This is a genomic window from Rheinheimera sp. 4Y26, assembly GCF_025245835.1.
Lineage (GTDB): Bacteria > Pseudomonadota > Gammaproteobacteria > Enterobacterales > Alteromonadaceae > Pararheinheimera.
This window is the reverse complement of sequence record NZ_JAOBWS010000001.1, coordinates 591345-609263: the sequence shown is the minus strand read 5'-3', so window position 1 is coordinate 609263 and position 17919 is coordinate 591345. Positions and strand designations below refer to the sequence as shown.

Here is a 17919-nt window from a genome sequence, read left to right as displayed (position 1 = left end):
ACAGTCGTTTTCCGAAAGACAAATTGGTCGTCAGGCCGGGCCGCCGCAAATTTGCGCGACTAATTTAAAACCCGTTGGGAGTTCCATATGAAGTTAACTGTAGCACTGCGTATTGTGGGTGGCTTTGGTGTTATTTCACTGCTGTTGTTGTTCATCGGTATCACGTCTTATATCAGTCTGAGTAATATTAGTGATTCGACCAGCCAGGTAAACACCATCTCTATTCCAGCCCTCGAAAACAGCGCAACTTTACAGAGTGAATTTGTGAAAATGAGCAAAGTAAGCCTGCAGGCTTATTATGCTGATGAAGTAAAAAATGTCGCCACAATGGAAGGCCAATTCCAGGCCGAAAAAGCGCTGTACGACGCTGCGGCTAAGTCACTGCAATCTGTGGTTGCAGCAGAGCCGGAACTGGCCGCCAGTTTTAAACAAGTGAATTCCGCTTACGAGCAATTTATTCCAACCAGCAGCGAGCTGTTTGCCGCTCTGAGCAAAAGCCTGACGTTAAGAGATCAGATGGACAATAAACTGTCTGATTTGGAAGGCAATTCAGATGACGCCGCCTCGTTGATTCTGGATTTTACCGATGTGCGTAATGCCAGCAGCCGTTTTCCAAAATCCTATGCTGCAGCCTCTGAGATGGAAACCAGCTTAAACTCACTGGTGTCTACTGTGGTCGATTTAATTCGCACCAATACGCCAACGACCAGTGAAACCTTAAGTAACGAGATTAAAAACCGCATCGGCGATATTTCCGCCAAAATGACAGTGATCCAGGAAGAGGCTGGTGAATCTGTGGAAATGGTGGCTGATCTGTCTGAGAAAATCACTGCCATTAATGACCTGTTAAATGCTGCCGACGGTATTCTGGCGCTGAAACAACAACGCCTGGCTGCCACTGCTTCAGCGCAAAAAATGCTGACGACTGCTGAGCAACAAACTGCAGATGCAGTTTCAGCGTTGAACCAGTTATTAAGTAAAGCCAGAAGCGCTGCCGGAGAAATCCAGCAGGCTGCTGAATCTGGTGTCAGCAACGCTGTAGTGCTGATTTTTATCGTTGTGCTGGTATCTATTGTGCTGGCTGTGGGTATAGCACTGGTTACTGTACGCAGCATCACTACACCACTGGCTAAAGTGAACGAAATTTTAGGTGTAGTGGCTTCAGGTGACCTGACGAAAAAACTGGATGACTCAGCCTCAGACGAATTTGGTGAACTGGCCCGTAACTGTAATCAGGTGATCAGCAATCTGCGTCAGTTAATTCAGGGCATTATTTCCCGCTCTACTCAGTTAGCTGCAGCCTCTGAACAAACTTCAGCCATTACAGTGCAGTCGACTCAGGCCATTCGTGAGCAGAAGTCTCAGGTCACTCAGGCCGCAACAGCGACCACCGAAATGAGCAGTACTTCGCAAGGTGTAATGCAAAGCTCAAGCGACGCTCTGGCTGAAATTAAACATGCTGACAGCGAAGCCGAACGTGTCAAAGGTATTTCCAATACCAATAAACAAACCATTTTGCAGCTGTCTCAGGAAGTTGAACAGGCTTCTAAAGTCATCAACAAGTTGCACCAGGACAGCGCCTCTATCGGCAGCATCCTTGATGTAATTCGTGGTATCGCTGAACAAACCAACCTGCTGGCGTTAAACGCGGCTATTGAAGCGGCCCGAGCCGGTGAGCAAGGTCGTGGTTTTGCGGTGGTAGCTGATGAAGTGCGTTCTTTGGCTAGTAAAACCCAGTCCTCGACTCAGGAAATTCAGGCGATGATTCAGGTGCTGCAATCTGGTGCGCATGCTGCGGTAGAAGCGATGAATAAAGGCCGTCGTCAGGCTGAAAACTGCGTGGCGCAAACCGAAGTGGCTGCCGAAGCGCTCGATTCAATCACCCATGCGGTGCATATGGCGCATGATATGAGTGAGCAAATCTCTCATGCTGCCCGTGAACAGAACCAGGTTTCACATGAAATCAGTAAGCTGCTGGAATCTATTGTAAATATCGCAGAAGAGACCGCGTCTGGTGCTGAACAAACGTCAGATTCAAGCCATGAAGTGGCACGACTGGCGGAAGAGCTGCGTCAATCGGTAGACCAGTTTAAAGTCTGATTTAACCCAATGTAAAAAAGGAGCTCATTGAGCTCCTTTTTTATTTGAGTGACCGACATATATGGGCTCTGTATAAGTTTGCTGAGGTTTTACCGTATCGGGACCTTACAGTGTCTCAGCTCAATCCGGCAATGCCGGGTTGTACTCAGTCTTAAACAACACTTAGCATTAACATAAATAGCGCTGAATAAACGGCACAAAAAAACCGCTGGATCAGCGGTTTTTTATCGGATTAGGCTTATTCACCACTACCGGCGCGGTCTTTTAACACCGCAATTAAAGGGGACCCTGCATGGTTTGCTTCAGCCCAGGCAATATCACCTGAGGCATTAATTTGTGCGGCTGGTAGCTGCTTGATAATAAACTCACCTGCCCCTGCGGCCTTATTGATGACTGCGTGGCGGATCATTGAGTTACCATCACACATCACCCCATCGTAAATGTTGCGTAAGCGCAAACGGTTATCGCTTAGTAATTTACGAAAGCGGTTTTTATCGTCTGCTTTAATATAATCACACATGGATGCCGCCAGCTGTTGATCGGCGTAAGCTGCAGGAGTAACCACGAACAGACCCGTTAACAGCGAACCACATAACATCGCTGGTAATACTTTCATAGACGACCTCTCAGACTGTTGGGATCAGGAACCGACTAATAGTAGCAACATGTGATTCGCTGTGCAATGCACCGCCACTCAGGAAATTTTTTCAAGTAACACAAAGCGATACGGATGCGGGTTCTGTTCATCGGCCGGGTGTTCTTCCGCCCAGATCTGCTGCCATCTTTGTTGTTGCTGGTAGTCAGGGAAAAAGGCATCCCCTGCTGTATTGAGCGCAATATGGGTCAGATAAAGCCGGTCAGCTCTGGCTAACATTTGCTGATACAACTGAGCGCCGCCGATAATCATCACTTCAGCCTGATCGGCAACCAGCGCCAACGCAGCATCAACAGAATCCACCCAGTCGGCACTCAATCCTGCAGGGGCTGGTTGTCTGCTGATAATTATATTGCGCCGGCCTGGCAGCAGTCTGCCAATAGAATCATAAGTTTTGCGTCCCATAATCACCGGCTTCCCCAGCGTCACTTTTTTAAAGTGCGCTAAGTCTGCCGGCATATGCCAGGGCATCTGATTGTTCAGACCAATGACATTGCCATTGGCCATTGCCGCAACCAGAGCTATTTTCATACAATTTCCTTAACGGCGATAAATAACTTCAACATCATAATCGTCTTCATCAAAATCATCGTCGTCATCCAGATCGTCAGATAAATCCATCACCTGCTCGTGATAGTCATCCCACTTAAACTGCACCGGATCCAACAACTGCTCTGTTGGCTGCTCTTTTGGCAGCGCATCCAGATAAGCCTGAATGTCCTGACACATTTTGTCTGTATTGGTGCGCGAAGCGGCTGACACTGTATACACAGGGCCATCCCACTGAATTGTGTCAATCACCCGTTGTTTGATTTCTTCTAACTCGTCTTCCAGCACCAGATCAATCTTGTTAAACACCAACCAACGAGGTTTATGCGCCAGTTTGTCGCTATATTTTGCCAGTTCCTGAATAATCACCTGAGCATTTTCTGCCGGATCTGAACCGTCGGCCGGTAACACATCCACCATATGCAATAACAAACCACAACGCTCAAGGTGCTTCAGGAACTGAATACCAAGGCCTGCACCTTCAGACGCGCCTTCAATCAAGCCTGGAATATCGGCAATTACAAAAGACTTGCTGCTTTCTGTGCGCACAACACCAAGGTTAGGTACCAGAGTGGTAAATGGATAATCAGCCACTTTTGGTTTCGCCGATGAAACAGCTCGGATAAAAGTCGACTTACCGGCATTCGGTAAACCCAGCATACCAACATCAGCTAAGAGCAGCAGTTCTAAACGCAGGTTACGTACTTCACCCGGTGTACCATTGGTTTTTTTGCGTGGTGTACGGTTGGTGCTGCTGGCAAAACGGGCGTTACCCAAACCATGCCAGCCACCTTTGGCAACCATCAGTTTCTGACCGTTTTGCGTCAGGTCTCCCAGCGATTCGTTGGTATCAATATCAACAGCGCGGGTACCGACCGGCACGCGTAACACCAAATCTTCACCTCTTTTACCTGTGCAGTTGGTGCTCATGCCATTTTGGCCACGGGCCGCAATATGGATTTTCTCAAATTGATAATCAACCAGGGTATTGAGATTACTGTCAGCCAATAAATAAACGTCGCCGCCATCGCCGCCGTCACCGCCGTTTGGGCCGCCTTTTGAAATAAACTTTTCCCGGCGGAAACTGATAATACCGTTACCACCATCACCGGCTTCGACGCGGATCACCGCTTCATCTACGAATTTCATCTGCAATATCCTGCTGTTGTTGCTGGCGGTTTAGTATAAACCGAATGCGCAGAATCGGCTAAATGAGCTGGATTACTGCGCCAGACCAGTGCATCACTGGAACACCATGGTGTTATTCATTCAGAAATAACGCCAATTAACTTCTTTAAAACTTGCCAAAGCAAGCACATAACTTATTTTGTTGCTACGTCAGCCCGTCGGCTTTCACGTAAAAAAAACCCCGCACTGGGCGGGGCTTTTTCCGGAAACTTTCGGATTATTCGCTGACAATGCTCACGAACTTACGATTGTGTTCACCTTTCACTTCAAACTTAACTTTACCGTCAGTTAAAGCGAATAAAGTGTGGTCTTTACCGATACCAACGTTTGAACCAGCGTGGAACTTAGTACCACGTTGACGCACGATGATGTTACCGGCTAATACTGACTCACCGCCAAAACGCTTAACACCTAAGCGTTTCGCTTCTGAATCACGACCGTTACGTGTACTACCTACACCTTTTTTACTTGCCATGAGTCGTTACTCCTGAAATTAAGCGCTGATGCCAGTAATTTTCACTTCAGTAAACCACTGACGGTGGCCAGCTTGCTTACGGTAGTGCTTACGACGACGGAATTTAACGATTTTTACTTTATCGCCACGGTCATGTTCGACCACTTCCGCAATTACTTTACTGCCTTCAACTAAAGGAGTACCGATTTTGACGTCTTCGCCGTTTACGATCATCAGCGCAGCGAATTCAACGGTTGCACCCTTTGCTAAGTCCAGTTTTTCTAGACGAAGGGTTTGGCCTTCAGTCACACGGTGCTGTTTGCCACCACTTTGGAAAACCGCGTACATAGTTAACTCCGTACAGATCACGCCAGCCAGATAAGGGGCGTGTTAATTATATTCACAGGGCGCGAATTGTACGCAATTTCCCCTACCGTCGCAAGAGGAATTCTGAAAAAGATCAGCAGTTCACAAAATGTGAGACTTTTAGTTTTGCCAATATAGGTCTTGGTGTAGAATCGTGGCACTTTAACCGTTGGTGCAGTTATTCAGAATGACGCTCGATGAAATCAAGCTGTTAAGTCAAGCCGACATGACAGCAGTCAACCAGCACATCTTCTCTCAGCTCAGTTCAGATGTCGCTTTAATTAATCAACTCGGCATTTATATCGTTAATAGTGGCGGCAAAAGGTTACGTCCGCTGCTGGCCGTGCTGGCTGCCCGCGCTCTGGGCTATCAGGGACAACAACATGTCACCCTGGCCACTATTATAGAGTTTATTCATACCGCAACTTTGCTGCACGACGATGTTGTTGATGAGTCTATGCTGCGCCGTGGTAAAGAAACAGCCAATGCAGTTTTTGGCAACCAAGCCAGTGTACTGGTCGGCGACTTCCTTTATACCCGTTCATTCCAGCTGATGGTGTCGCTTGGCAGAATGCGGGTGATGGAAATCCTTGCTGATGCCACCAACATTATTGCTGAAGGTGAAGTCCTACAGTTGATGAATGTCAACGACCCGGAGACCACCGAAGAAAGTTATATGCAGGTGATCTACTGCAAAACTGCCAAGCTGTTTGAGGCTGCAACTCAGCTGGCTGCAGTGCTGTCTGAGCAGGATGAAACAGTGATCTCAGCAATGCAGGCTTACGGCATGCATCTGGGTACTGCTTTCCAGTTGATTGACGATGTGCTGGATTATCAGGCCAATGTCGATGAGTTGGGTAAAAACGTTGGCGATGACCTGGCCGAAGGCAAACCGACCTTACCGCTTATCCACGCACTAAAATACGGCAATGCGCAGCAACAGGCGTTAATCCGGGAAGCTATTGTTGAAGCCAATGGCCTGAGTCGCCTCGATGAAATTATGGCGGCGTTGGAACAAACCCAAGCTTTTGAATACACACGTAATATTGCAGAGCAGGAAGCGCAAAAAGCCCGTGATGCGATCGCTTTCCTTGCCGAGTCACCTTATAAAAACGCGTTATTGGCATTGGCTGATATGGCAGTAGATCGGAATCACTAGCAACTGTCCGCGCTTATCAGCACACAGAGTGTTTCAGAAACTGCAAACAAAAACATAAAAAAAGCCAGCGTCAGCTGGCTTTTTTATACCTATAGAGCATTAAGCTTTGTTAACAAACTCTTCGCCTAAAGTGATATCTGCCTTTAATGTAGGCAGCATATCGTTCATGGCTTTTTGCTCGTACGCGCTTAAAGCACCAATTGGCAATAAAGCTTCAACGCCGTTTTTACCTAAAGTAATAGGCTGAGCAAAGAAACGGGCATGCTCGCCGTTGCCTTCAACATAAGCGTATTCAGTCACAGCTTCACCTTGCAGGCCTTTGACTAAAGACACACAGAAACGGGCAGCAGCCTGACCCATTGATAAAGTAGCTGAACCGCCACCGGCTTTTGCTTCCACAACTTCAGTACCTGCGTTCTGGATGCGGTAAGTTAATGAAGAAATCTCTTCATCAGTAAAGCTCACACCTTCAACCTGAGACAGCAGAGGCAGAATAGTAGTGCCGCTGTGACCACCAATCACCGGAACAATTACATTTGCCGGGTTTTTACCTTTTAACTCACCAACAAAAGTTTCAGCACGAATCACGTCCAGCGTGGTTACACCAAACAGACGTTTTGCATCATAAGTACCGGCTTTTTTGAAAACTTCAGCGGCGATTGCAACTGTGGTATTCACTGGGTTGGTGATAATACCAACCAGCGCTTTTGGACATTGCTGCACAATAGCTTCAGCCAGAGTTTTTACCACACCTGCGTTGATGTTGAATAAATCAGAACGGTCCATGCCTGGTTTGCGTGGCATACCGGCCGGGATCATCACGATATCAGCACCAGCTAATGCAGCGTTTAAATCTTCTTTACCATGGCCTGTCACTTTTACAGCTGTAGGGATATGGCTTAAATCTACCGCGACGCCAGGAGTGACCGGAGCCAGGTCATATAACGCTAAATCCGTACCGGCTGGCAGGTTTAACTTCAGTAATAAAGATAAGGCCTGACCGATACCACCAGCAGCACCTAATACGGCAACTTTCATGCTATTCTCCCAATTTACGGTTCTGTTAAAAAAACGCGCCCAACAATACTGAAATCATGGGCAAATTACAAATGACTTCTGTGCATAACGTGCAACTAAAACATGCATTAGAACACGGTTTTCTGTGGTTAGATATTCTCCAAAAGTCTAGCCATTTTAGCGCAATTGCATCGATTTTACTGCCTTCGTTGTTCAGCTGTGGTAACTTTGCTGAAACTGGCCGGTAAATTTGCTAAGAAAGAATCATCATGACCAAACAATCTAAACAAGAAGCACTGATTTCTGCCTTTAAATCTCTGTTAAAAGAAGAGCGTTTTGGCTCGCAAAGTGACATTGTTGAAGCACTAAAAGCCGAGGGCTTTGATAATGTCAGCCAGTCTAAGGTGTCGAGAATGCTGAGCAGATATGGTGCAGTGCGAACCCGCAATGCCAGGCAGGAAATGGTGTACTGTTTACCACCAGAGCTTGGTGTCCCCACAACCAAAAGCCCGTTACGCCAGCTGGTGCTTGATATAGAACATAACGATGTGATGATTATTATCCGCACCAGCCCTGGCGCTGCACAACTGATCGCCAGGTTGCTGGATTCAGTTGGCAAAGCTGAGGGCGTCCTCGGCACTATTGCCGGGGATGACACTATATTTATCGCGCCAACCTGTGTAAAAAATATCAATCAGACGCTGGCTAATGTCACCGCCTTATTTTAAGCGGTTTGGCTCTATTAACACTTGGCTGCCGGTTTATAAACCGGCTTGTTGCTCCATAAAACTAACGGAAGGCGCAAAAAAGGCGGCACCACAGTCAGCCTGGATATAATCCAATAGCAGATCATAATTCTGCAAACCGCTTTGCCCCATCCGTTGTTTCAGCCATTGCAGGTAGCAGCTGCCATTCGCAGAAAACCCCAGTGTAAGCATGCCCTGTACCTTTAACTGGCCATAAGGCATATTCTGAAACAACAGCGGCAGCTGATGATTTGTTTCAGGCTGCAATGAAGCGCTGACCGCATGACTCTGAGCACTTAACTGTGCACTTGGCAGCAAACTACCATCCATTTTTTTATAACCCATAATCATTTCCTGCTGACTTTGGGTCAGTTGTTGCCAGCGGTTGAGATCAAGGCGATAACGCTGGAAATGTAAATAGCTGCCACCGGTAAAAACTGGATCTGTGTCTTCAGCAACTAATGCCAATTCACGTTTTCTGCGTCCTTTTGGTGCTCTGGGTTCGTCAATAAATCCGGTTAAATCACGACCATCCATATATCTGAAGGCATGAATTTGTTCCTGAATTTCGACATAGGGTTGCAGTAGCTGAAAACATTGTTGCGCGGCCAGATGCAAAACATCATAACGATCAGAACGGATTTGTAATAACAGATCAAAAGGTGAGGCTGGCATCTCTAAATCATCAACGACCAACGGCGGGAAAGAGTTAAAATTCTGCGGTCTTGCGGCAGGATAAAGCGAATCCCAATATCCGGCGCCAACTGCAATGACTGCCGATAAATTTGACTCTGAAAACTGATCTGACAAATGTTGTACCAAAGCCGGCAACCTGGCCAGTTGCAGCCGAAGCTGCGCGTGATGACCATCCAATGCGTTGATAAGAAACACAAATCCATGTAAGTTTGCTTCAGCACAAATACCAAACTGCTCGCGCGCCATGTCAGGGGTGGCTCCGAAAAAACTATCTGTAGAAAAGCGGACAGGATAATAGCTCGCCTTAAAAATTACCATCCTTTGGCATTTCACTGACAATTACACCCTGTTGTTGTGAGATATATCTCACATATAAGTAAGTAATCACAGATTTAATCTGCAACAAATAAATAACACGCTAAAATAACCAATTGATAATAAAGCACTTTATCAAGAATTGTTGATGTTGCAATCTTATTTCAGCCCGTGCTGTTTTCCTACAAGCCTCATCTCAACGCCGTTTTCTATCATACTGTGATCACTGGATTTGACGGATATCAGCCTGTGCAAGGACAAGCGCCGGGTTAGGGAAGTAAAAGGATTCAGGAAGTTCAGGAAGAGCTCTGCGACGAGGATAGCCGCAGCAGGGAGTAGGACAGCTCAGGACGAGCTTTAAAATCAAGGATGATTTTAACAAGGACAATGGACGCTCAGGACGAGCTTTAAAATCAGGATGATTTTAACAAGGACAATGGACGCTCAGGACGAGCTTTAAAATCAAGGATGATTTTATCAAGGACAATGGACGCTCAGGACGAGCTTTAAAATCAAGGATGATTTTAATAGGGACAGTGGACGCTCAGGACGAGCTTTAAAATCAGGATGATTTTAATACGGACAGTGGACGCTCAGGACGAGCTTTAAAATCAGGATGATTTTAATAAGGACAGTGGACGCTCAGGATGGGCTTTAAAATCAAGGATGATTTTAATAAGGATAGTGGACGCTCAGGATGAGCTGAGGTAATACGCTGCGATGGCAGTGTTTTACGTAGCATGGATGTTAAAACCTTCACAGCGCGTTTGAACTCCGCAAGGAGTCAGGGATGAAGAACCTGAAAAGGTTACAAAACGGAATTTGTAAAAGTCTTATGGTAGCCGCACTTTTATAGTGCGGCTTTCCTTTTTTAGGGCGGCTGTAATTTTAGTACCGCACTGTTCAAAAGAATATTTACCACTGTGCAGTACTATTACCTGCACGTGTCGTGGTTTCTGGTTTCTGGTTTCTGGTTAACATCGTGCTCTGACAGGATCTAGCACAGTTGACGGCAGACGGGTGAAATATTTTCAGCTGTTGTTTTTCCACTTTGCGGCGAAGAAATGTACTGCTACATTAATGGTGCACAAAATAACAACGGCTCAAAAGCCAGTGCATGAAAAAACCCCATAAGCAAACACCTATGGGGCTGTCTGATAAAGACAAAGGACAAGGATAGACGACTTAGTGGGTCTGGTTCGTTTGCAAAGTGAGTATCTAGGGCTAGCTGCTCACTTTGCAAACCGCTTCCGACAGGCCCCCACCGAACCTGTCAGACTGCTTACTTGGATGATGAAACAAATTCAGGGTAAGCTTCGATGCCACACTCTGAACGGTCTACACCATCATATTCTTCCTGCTCGCTGACCCGAATACCCATCACCAGCTTCAGTACATACCAAACCACCAGACTGCTGACAAAGACCCAAACAAAGATAGTGGCGGCGCCAATCAACTGGCCAGTGAATGACGCGGAGTCTTTGGTCAAAGGCACGATTAACAAACCAAATAAACCAACCACACCGTGGACAGAAATGGCCCCCACAGGGTCGTCAATTTTCAGTTTATCCAGACCAAGAATAGCAGCTACGACTATCACCCCAGCCACAGCGCCAAAAATGGTAGCCTGCAGTGGTGTTGGTGTTGAAGGTTCTGCCGTGATAGCGACCAGGCCTGCCAAAGCACCGTTCAACACCATGGTTAAATCGGCTTTACGAAACAACAATATCGCCATCAGTAGCGATGCCAAGGCACCGCCTACAGCAGCTGCATTGGTATTCACAAATACCATGGCAACACCATGAGCATTGCCAATATCAGCCAGCTTTAACATAGAACCACCGTTAAAACCGAACCATCCCATCCACAGAATAAGGGTGCCTAAAGTGGCCATCGGCATATTGCAGCCTGGGAAAGCATGTGCTTTACCGTCTTTACCATATTTGCCTTTGCGCGGGCCCAGCAGCAACACACCGGCAAGAGCAGCAGCAGCACCGGCTAAGTGCACAATGCCTGAACCGGCAAAATCAGAAAAACCATAATCGGCTAAAGTGTATAAACCAAACACAGCCTGGCCGCCCCAAGTCCATGAACCTTCCATCGGGTAAATGACTCCGGTCATCACTACTGCAAAAGCAAAAAAGGCCCAGAGTTTCATCCGTTCAGCCACAGCACCAGACACAATGGACATAGCTGTCGCAACAAAGACCACCTGAAAGAAAAAATCTGACGCTTTGGAATAAATGGCTTTACCGGTAAAACCATTTTCGCGTTCAGCAAATCCGGCCAAAGTAGCGTCAACATCCATGGCTTCAATGCCGGTTAAGAAAAAACCGCCGCCGTACATAAACTGATAACCACAGACCAGATACATCAGACAGGCAATAGCATAAAGCGCGAAGTTTTTGGTCAGAATTTCAGTGGTATTTTTTGCCCGCACCAAACCTGATTCCAACATGGCAAAACCGGCGGCCATCCACATCACCAAAGCGCCGCAGACTAAAAAGTAAAAAGTGTCGATCGCAAACTGTAAATGATAAATTTGTTCTTGCATGAGTTACTCCTAGATGGCTTCTGAGTCCATTTCACCAGTGCGGATCCGGATCACTTGCTCCAGATCGTAAACAAAAATTTTGCCATCTCCGATGCGGCCAGTATGCGCAGCAGTTTGAATGGCTTGTAATAAGCGGTCCACATTCTCGTCCAGCGTGGCAATTTCGAGCTTCACTTTGGGCAGGAAATCCACCTGATACTCAGCGCCGCGATACAGTTCGGTGTGGCCCTTTTGCCGGCCAAAGCCTTTGACTTCAGTGACCGTCAGGCCTTCAATTCCGATGTCCGCGATGGCTTCGCGGACATCATCAAGCTTAAATGGCTTGATAATGGCACATACCAGTTTCATAACAGTTATCCTTGTTGGTTGGGCCGGGCGCAAACCAGACCAGCTTTTGTTGCAGTTGCCAGAAGGATAAGAAAACCTTGTGCCATGTTTTTTATTTGTTTTAATTCATATAGTTATTTTAAATTGCAAATGCGTGCACAAAAAAAACGCACCAAGTCGGTGCGTTATTTCCCTGCCGGAGTGCAGTCTGTTCTCAAGTTTTTTGCTACTTTTTCGGTAAAAATTTTTGCCATTCACAAAGTAAATGAATGAGATCTTCCAGACCACATTCAGCCATTAAGCTGGCATCGTCTGTGCTGAGCCCGGCTTCCAGTTCAGCATCACGCTCGTCAAACTGCCCCACACTATGGTGGTACACCAACACTTCCTGCTGCTCTACTTTGAGAATGTATTCGCGGCCTTCAAACTGATATTCAGTGTAAGGAGCGACATTTTTTAATTGTTCCAGCAATGGCTGATACGCCTCTGCATTGCGCTCAAATTCATCCAGTAAAAAGCGTTGCAGCGCATGTTGCTCCATTGGCAGCTTGAGCTGATAGCGCCTGCTGTCGGGCAGATAAATAAAGTCAAATTCCACAGTAAAACCCCGATGCTGTGCACTGATAACGCCAAAAACAAAGAGGCCCGCAAGCGGGCCTCTTTCATGCAACTGACTGCTTTTATACAGCTTGCTGCACAATCACGTTTGAAGCCACTTTGGTATATTGTGGCATCTGATGGAAGTTCAGATAACGGTAAGTATCCGCTGCCGTCGTTTCAATCTGTTTGGCATATTCCAGATACTCAGGCACTGTTGGCAGACGGCCAATAATAGATGCAACAGCAGCTAATTCAGCAGAAGCCAAATACACGTTCGCGCCCTGACCTAAACGGTTCGGGAAGTTACGGGTAGAGGTAGAAACCACAGTGGTGTTGTCGCCAACACGGGCCTGGTTACCCATACATAGTGAACAGCCAGGGATCTCAATACGTGCACCCACACGACCGTAAATACCGTAATAACCTTCTTCAGTCAGCTGGTCTTTATCCATCTTGGTTGGCGGAGCAATCCACAGACGGGTTGGGATCTGACCTTTGAACTTATCTAACAGTTTACCGGCGGCGCGGAAGTGACCGATGTTGGTCATACAAGAACCGATGAACACTTCATCAATCTTGTCGCCCTGTACCTGAGACAATAACCGCGCGTCATCCGGATCGTTTGGCGCACACAGAATTGGTTCTTTAATGTCAGCCAGGTCAATTTCGATCACTGCTGCGTATTCAGCATCGGCATCAGCACGTTCCAGTTTTGGATTGGCCAGCCAGGCTTCCATGGCATTGATACGACGCTCAATGGTGCGTACATCACCGTAACCTTCAGCGATCATCCACTTGAGCATCACAATGTTCGATTCCAGATACTCGCGCACTGAAGCTTCAGATAAAGTGATGGTACAACCAGCAGCTGAACGCTCAGCAGAAGCGTCTGATAATTCAAAGGCTTGCTCAGCAGTTAATTGCTCCAAACCTTCGATTTCCAGCACGCGGCCAGAGAAAATGTTGACCTTGCCTTTTTTCTCAACTGTCAGCAGGCCTTGCTTGATGGCGTAATAAGGAATGGCATGCACTAAGTCACGCAGCGTGATGCCAGGCTGCATTTCACCTTTAAAGCGCACCAGCACAGACTCTGGCATATCCAGTGGCATAACACCTGTAGCAGCAGCAAAAGCCACTAAACCAGAACCAGCCGGGAAAGAAATACCCAATGGGAAACGGGTATGTGAGTCACCACCAGTACCTACGGTGTCTGGTAACAACATCCGGTTTAACCAGCTGTGAATAACACCATCACCAGGACGCAGCGAAATCCCACCGCGGTTCATAATAAAGTCTGGCAGTGTGTGGTGGGTGTTCACGTCAACCGGTTTTGGATAAGCCGCAGTATGACAGAACGACTGCATCACTAAATCAGCAGAAAAACCTAAACAGGCTAAGTCTTTTAACTCATCGCGCGTCATAGGACCTGTGGTGTCTTGTGAACCGACTGTAGTCATTTTTGGTTCACAGTATTGGCCAGGGCGAATACCTTTCACGCCACAAGCTTTACCGACCAGCTTCTGCGCTAAGGTGAAGCCTTTATTACTGACTTCAGTCACTGCAGGGCGTTGGAATACGGTTGAGTGTGGCAGACCCATAGCTTCACGCGCTTTGTCTGTTAAGCCACGACCGATGATCAGTGGAATACGGCCACCGGCACGCACTTCATCCAGCAGTACGTTAGAGCGCAGTTCAAAAGTAGAAATAACTTCCTCAGTGCCATGGCGTTTTACCACACCCTGGTGTGGGAAAATATCAATCACATCACCCATGTTCATCTTAGACACATCTAATTCGATAGGGAGTGAACCTGAGTCTTCCATGGTGTTGAAGAAAATTGGCGCAATTTTACCGCCTAAACAGACACCACCGGTGCGTTTGTTTGGCACAAATGGCATATCTTCACCCATAAACCACAACACTGAGTTAGTTGCTGATTTACGGCTTGAACCAGTACCGACCACGTCACCGACATAAGCCAGTGGGAAACCTTTGGCAATTAAAGCTTCGATTTGTTTGACCGGGCCTTTTGAACCTGGCACATCAGGCTCAATACCATCACGTACGTTTTTCAGCATAGCTAAAGCATGCAGAGGAATGTCAGGGCGTGACCAGGCATCAGGTGCCGGTGATAAATCGTCGGTGTTGGTCTCGCCTGTCACTTTAAATACAGTCACAGTAATTTTTTCAGGAATAGCAGGCTTGCTGGTGAACCACTCAGCATCAGCCCAGCTTTGCATTACAGCTTTGGCGTGCGCATTACCAGCATCAGCTTTTTCTTTGACGTCATGGAAAGAATCAAACATCAGCAGAGTATGCGATAAACCTTTGGCTGCTAAAGCACCTAATTTAGGGCTGTCCAGCAGATCGATCATTGGCTGAATGTTGTAACCGCCAAACATAGTGCCTAACAGCTCAGTGGCACGCTCAGGCGTCACCAGAGGGCTTACCGCTTCGCCTTTGGCGATAGCAGTTAAAAAGCCGGCTTTCACATAAGCAGCTTCGTCAACCCCCGGTGGAATGCGGTTTTCTAATAAATCAACCAGAAATGCTTCTTCGCCTTTTGGTGGATTTTTTAATAATTCGGTTAATGATGCCACTTGCTCTGCATTTAATGGCAGTGGAGGAATGCCCTGAGCGGCGCGTTCGGCCACATGTTCACGGTATTGTTGAAGCACAGTAATGTCCTCTGGTTGGTCCACTGCAACCTGTATTACAGCGGTTTTCAGTCGAATCTAAACAGGCTGGATTATAAGAAAAAAACGCCTGAATTGACATGCAAGTATAAGCAGCTGGGCTTATAGTGGGTATAAGTCTGGTGAATGATGATAGCGTTTTAAACAGTGTTTGAAAATACAAATCAGCCTGCAGCCCCAGGCTTTTTAGCCATAACAAAAAGGCCGCAATGCGGCCTTTTGTCAGATTGTTGCTGCAGCACAAAACTGCAGCTAAACCGGATTACCAGATTTTTACGCGTTTTTCCGGTGCGATATACATTTTGTCGCCTTCTTTGACGTCAAAAGCAGTATAAAACTCAGGAATATTGGAAACGATACCAATGACACGGTATTCGCTTGGCGAATGTGGATCGGTCAGCAGCATGTTACGCAGATATTCTTCACGGCCTTTACGACGCCATACCTGAGACCAGCTGATAAAGAAACGCTGTTCGCCGGTAAAACCGTCGATGACAGGGGCATCTTTGCCTTCCAGCGACAGTTTATAAGCTTTTAACGCCACTGTTAAACCGCCTAAGTCACCAATGTTTTCACCTAAGGTCAGCTCGCCGTTTACATGCATGCCTTCCAGTGGTGAATATTGATTGTACTGCTCAACCAACTGTTTACCACGTTTTTCAAACTCAGTTTTGTCAGCGTCTGTCCACCAATTGCGCAGGTTACCGTCACCGTCAAATTTCGCACCCTGGTCGTCAAAACCATGGCCTAATTCGTGACCGATTACAGCACCGATACCACCGTAGTTGACTGCATCATCGGCTTCCAGATTAAAGAACGGTGGTTGCAGAATGGCTGCCGGGAACACAATTTCATTGTTTACCGGGTTGTAATACGCATTTACCGTTTGTGGTGTCATAAACCATTCTGAACGGTCAATTGGCTTGCCCAGTTTGTTCAGCATTTCCTGATACGCAAACTGTGCCGCTGCTTTGTAGTTGCCCACTAAATCGTCAGCTTTGATGCTCAGGTTGGAATAATCTTTCCATTTATCCGGGTAACCGATTTTTGGCGTAAATTTATTCAGCTTTTCATGCGCCGCTTTTTTCGTTTCCGGCGTCATCCATTCCAGCGTATCAATGCTCTGGTGGTAAGCTTTAATCAGGTTCTGTACCAGCACTTCCATCCGCGCTTTGGCTTCTGGTTTAAAGTGTTCTGCCACATACAATTTACCCACCACTTCACCTAACACTTCATCAGAAGCGTTGACGGCTTTTTTCCAGCGCGGTTGTTGTTCTGTAGTACCAGATAAAGTTTTGCCATAAAAATCGAACTGACGGTCAACAAAGTTTTTGCTTAATTTGCCCGAATATTCAGACACTAAGCGAATAGATAAATAATCTTTCCAGCTTTGCAGGTCGGTTTCTTTATAAATTTTGCCAAAGGCTTCAAAGTAGCTTGGCTGCGACACAATCAGTTCGCTGGCACCGTCCAGTTTCACCGCTTTAGCGTAAGCATCCCATGGGAAGTCACCTAAAGTTTTCACTAAATCTGCTTTGGCAAACTTGTTATAAGTTTTGTCAGCATCACGGTTTTCCACGCGGCTCCAGTGTTTGTCCGCAATTTTGGTTTCCAGCGCCATCACACGTTCAGCTGCTTTTTCCGCATCTGCCACGCCAGCCAGCGTCAGCATATCTTTGATATAGCTTACATAAGCTGCACGAATGGTTTTGAATTTTTCTTCGTCTTTGAAGTAGTAGTCACGATCCGGTAAACCCAGACCTGACTGTCCTAAATACACGGCATACTGAGTTGAGTTTTTGGCGTCGTTGTTGACATACCAACCAAATGGCAACGAAGTACCGAGCAACTGCAGTTCACCCATTAAGGTTGCAAGTTCAGTTAAGTCTTTTACCGCAGCAATTTTGGCTAAATCGGCTTCGATAGGTTTAGCACCCAAAGCTTCAATGGCCGCTTCGTTCATGTAGCTGTTGTAGAAGTCGCCCAGTTTTTGCTCGTCAGAGCCTGGTACTTTATCCGTTTTGGCTGCAGCAGCTTCAATAATAGTGCGCATCGCCAGCTGAGAATCATCATATAACTTGGTAAAAGCACCATAGTTAGACTTGTCAGCCGGAATTTCAGTTTTGGCAAGCCAGGTACCGTTTACGCTGTAAAAGAAGTTTTCAGTGTGTTTAACGGCCGGGTCAAAGTTTTCAGTTTCAACGCCAGAGACTAAAGTTTTTGCCGGTTCAGCGGCTTTCACTTCTGGGGCAGCTGTTGTTGCAGGTGCTTGTGGGGCTTTGTCACAAGCCACTAAACCAAGTGCCAGCGCGACACTGGCCGCCAGCAGGGTAATTTTTTTCATTGGTGTTTTTCCTGATTGGAGGGACGGGAATACAATCTCGCGAAATATACTAAAGCTTCATTAGCAACTACACAATGAAGTCTTTACACAAGTTGTAACAGAATGCGACAACTTTGCTGCATACAGTAAAAGTGTCATGGCGCGGCAACACCA

Annotated in this window: 15 protein-coding genes; 3 read left to right on the top strand and 12 right to left on the bottom strand. The window is 46.8% G+C overall.

The window, feature by feature from the left end; all coding sequences use genetic code 11:
- Positions 1-87: 87 nt before the first annotated feature.
- Entirely contained in the window at positions 88-2100 is a 2013-nt protein-coding gene (locus N3Z11_RS02555; RefSeq protein ID WP_260655569.1) for a methyl-accepting chemotaxis protein, read from the top strand.
- 238 nt (positions 2101-2338) lie between these two features.
- On the opposite strand, the gene N3Z11_RS02550 is transcribed toward N3Z11_RS02555, so the two are convergent.
- The 5 genes from N3Z11_RS02550 to rplU all read right to left on the bottom strand — a co-directional run bounded on the left by N3Z11_RS02550 (position 2339) and on the right by rplU (position 5294).
- Complete coding sequence (locus N3Z11_RS02550) at positions 2339-2716, bottom strand: DUF3718 domain-containing protein (RefSeq protein ID WP_260655568.1); 378 nt, start codon at positions 2714-2716, stop codon at positions 2339-2341.
- 78 nt (positions 2717-2794) lie between these two features.
- Entirely contained in the window at positions 2795-3286 is a 492-nt protein-coding gene (gene folA, locus N3Z11_RS02545; RefSeq protein WP_260655567.1) for a type 3 dihydrofolate reductase, read from the bottom strand.
- A gap of 9 nt (positions 3287-3295) precedes the next feature.
- Positions 3296-4453: an Obg family GTPase CgtA gene (cgtA, locus tag N3Z11_RS02540; protein WP_260655566.1), complete on the bottom strand. Its 1158-nt coding sequence runs from the start codon at positions 4451-4453 to the stop codon at positions 3296-3298.
- 256 nt (positions 4454-4709) lie between these two features.
- Positions 4710-4967: a 50S ribosomal protein L27 gene (gene rpmA, locus N3Z11_RS02535; RefSeq protein ID WP_008609266.1), complete on the bottom strand. Its 258-nt coding sequence runs from the start codon at positions 4965-4967 to the stop codon at positions 4710-4712.
- 18 nt (positions 4968-4985) lie between these two features.
- Positions 4986-5294, bottom strand: coding sequence for a 50S ribosomal protein L21 (rplU, locus tag N3Z11_RS02530; RefSeq protein ID WP_260655565.1), 309 nt, complete (start codon positions 5292-5294; stop codon positions 4986-4988).
- Between the two features lie 205 nt (positions 5295-5499).
- On the opposite strand from rplU, the gene ispB reads away from it, so the two are divergent.
- On the top strand, positions 5500-6471 hold the full coding sequence (gene ispB / locus N3Z11_RS02525; protein ID WP_260655564.1) for an octaprenyl diphosphate synthase: 972 nt from the start codon (positions 5500-5502) through the stop codon (positions 6469-6471).
- A 99-nt stretch (positions 6472-6570) separates the two neighbouring features.
- Here ispB and mdh read toward each other — a convergent pair whose 3' ends face one another.
- Complete coding sequence (mdh, locus tag N3Z11_RS02520) at positions 6571-7509, bottom strand: malate dehydrogenase (RefSeq protein ID WP_260655563.1); 939 nt, start codon at positions 7507-7509, stop codon at positions 6571-6573.
- 248 nt (positions 7510-7757) lie between these two features.
- Between mdh and argR the strand changes: the two genes are divergently transcribed.
- Entirely contained in the window at positions 7758-8216 is a 459-nt protein-coding gene (argR, locus tag N3Z11_RS02515; RefSeq protein ID WP_260655562.1) for a transcriptional regulator ArgR, read from the top strand.
- Between the two features lie 33 nt (positions 8217-8249).
- Here the strand turns inward: argR and N3Z11_RS02510 are convergent, their stop codons facing one another.
- The 6 genes from N3Z11_RS02510 to N3Z11_RS02485 all read right to left on the bottom strand — a co-directional run bounded on the left by N3Z11_RS02510 (position 8250) and on the right by N3Z11_RS02485 (position 17766).
- Entirely contained in the window at positions 8250-9176 is a 927-nt protein-coding gene (locus tag N3Z11_RS02510) for a Dyp-type peroxidase (RefSeq protein WP_260655561.1), read from the bottom strand.
- A gap of 1351 nt (positions 9177-10527) precedes the next feature.
- Positions 10528-11799, bottom strand: a complete 1272-nt coding sequence (locus N3Z11_RS02505; protein ID WP_260655560.1) for an ammonium transporter — start codon at positions 11797-11799, stop codon at positions 10528-10530.
- 9 nt (positions 11800-11808) lie between these two features.
- The gene (locus N3Z11_RS02500) at positions 11809-12147 is read right to left on the bottom strand and encodes a P-II family nitrogen regulator (protein WP_260655559.1); all 339 of its coding nucleotides are present in this window, start codon (positions 12145-12147) and stop codon (positions 11809-11811) included.
- 205 nt (positions 12148-12352) lie between these two features.
- Positions 12353-12724: a YacL family protein gene (locus N3Z11_RS02495; RefSeq protein ID WP_260655558.1), complete on the bottom strand. Its 372-nt coding sequence runs from the start codon at positions 12722-12724 to the stop codon at positions 12353-12355.
- 82 nt (positions 12725-12806) lie between these two features.
- The gene (acnB, locus tag N3Z11_RS02490; RefSeq protein WP_260655835.1) at positions 12807-15404 is read right to left on the bottom strand and encodes a bifunctional aconitate hydratase 2/2-methylisocitrate dehydratase; all 2598 of its coding nucleotides are present in this window, start codon (positions 15402-15404) and stop codon (positions 12807-12809) included.
- Between the two features lie 280 nt (positions 15405-15684).
- On the bottom strand, positions 15685-17766 hold the full coding sequence (locus tag N3Z11_RS02485) for a M13 family metallopeptidase (RefSeq protein WP_260655557.1): 2082 nt from the start codon (positions 17764-17766) through the stop codon (positions 15685-15687).
- Between the last annotated feature and the right edge of the window lie 153 nt (positions 17767-17919).

Coding starts and splice junctions, on each gene's coding strand:
- N3Z11_RS02555 (WP_260655569.1), top strand. CDS start 88: ATGAAGTTAACTGTAGCACTGCGTATTGTGGGTGGCTTTGGTGTTATT.
- N3Z11_RS02550 (WP_260655568.1), bottom strand. CDS start 2,716: ATGAAAGTATTACCAGCGATGTTATGTGGTTCGCTGTTAACGGGTCTG.
- folA (WP_260655567.1), bottom strand. CDS start 3,286: ATGAAAATAGCTCTGGTTGCGGCAATGGCCAATGGCAATGTCATTGGT.
- cgtA (WP_260655566.1), bottom strand. CDS start 4,453: ATGAAATTCGTAGATGAAGCGGTGATCCGCGTCGAAGCCGGTGATGGT.
- rpmA (WP_008609266.1), bottom strand. CDS start 4,967: ATGGCAAGTAAAAAAGGTGTAGGTAGTACACGTAACGGTCGTGATTCA.
- rplU (WP_260655565.1), bottom strand. CDS start 5,294: ATGTACGCGGTTTTCCAAAGTGGTGGCAAACAGCACCGTGTGACTGAA.
- ispB (WP_260655564.1), top strand. CDS start 5,500: ATGACGCTCGATGAAATCAAGCTGTTAAGTCAAGCCGACATGACAGCA.
- mdh (WP_260655563.1), bottom strand. CDS start 7,509: ATGAAAGTTGCCGTATTAGGTGCTGCTGGTGGTATCGGTCAGGCCTTA.
- argR (WP_260655562.1), top strand. CDS start 7,758: ATGACCAAACAATCTAAACAAGAAGCACTGATTTCTGCCTTTAAATCT.
- N3Z11_RS02510 (WP_260655561.1), bottom strand. CDS start 9,176: ATGGCGCGCGAGCAGTTTGGTATTTGTGCTGAAGCAAACTTACATGGA.
- N3Z11_RS02505 (WP_260655560.1), bottom strand. CDS start 11,799: ATGCAAGAACAAATTTATCATTTACAGTTTGCGATCGACACTTTTTAC.
- N3Z11_RS02500 (WP_260655559.1), bottom strand. CDS start 12,147: ATGAAACTGGTATGTGCCATTATCAAGCCATTTAAGCTTGATGATGTC.
- N3Z11_RS02485 (WP_260655557.1), bottom strand. CDS start 17,766: ATGAAAAAAATTACCCTGCTGGCGGCCAGTGTCGCGCTGGCACTTGGT.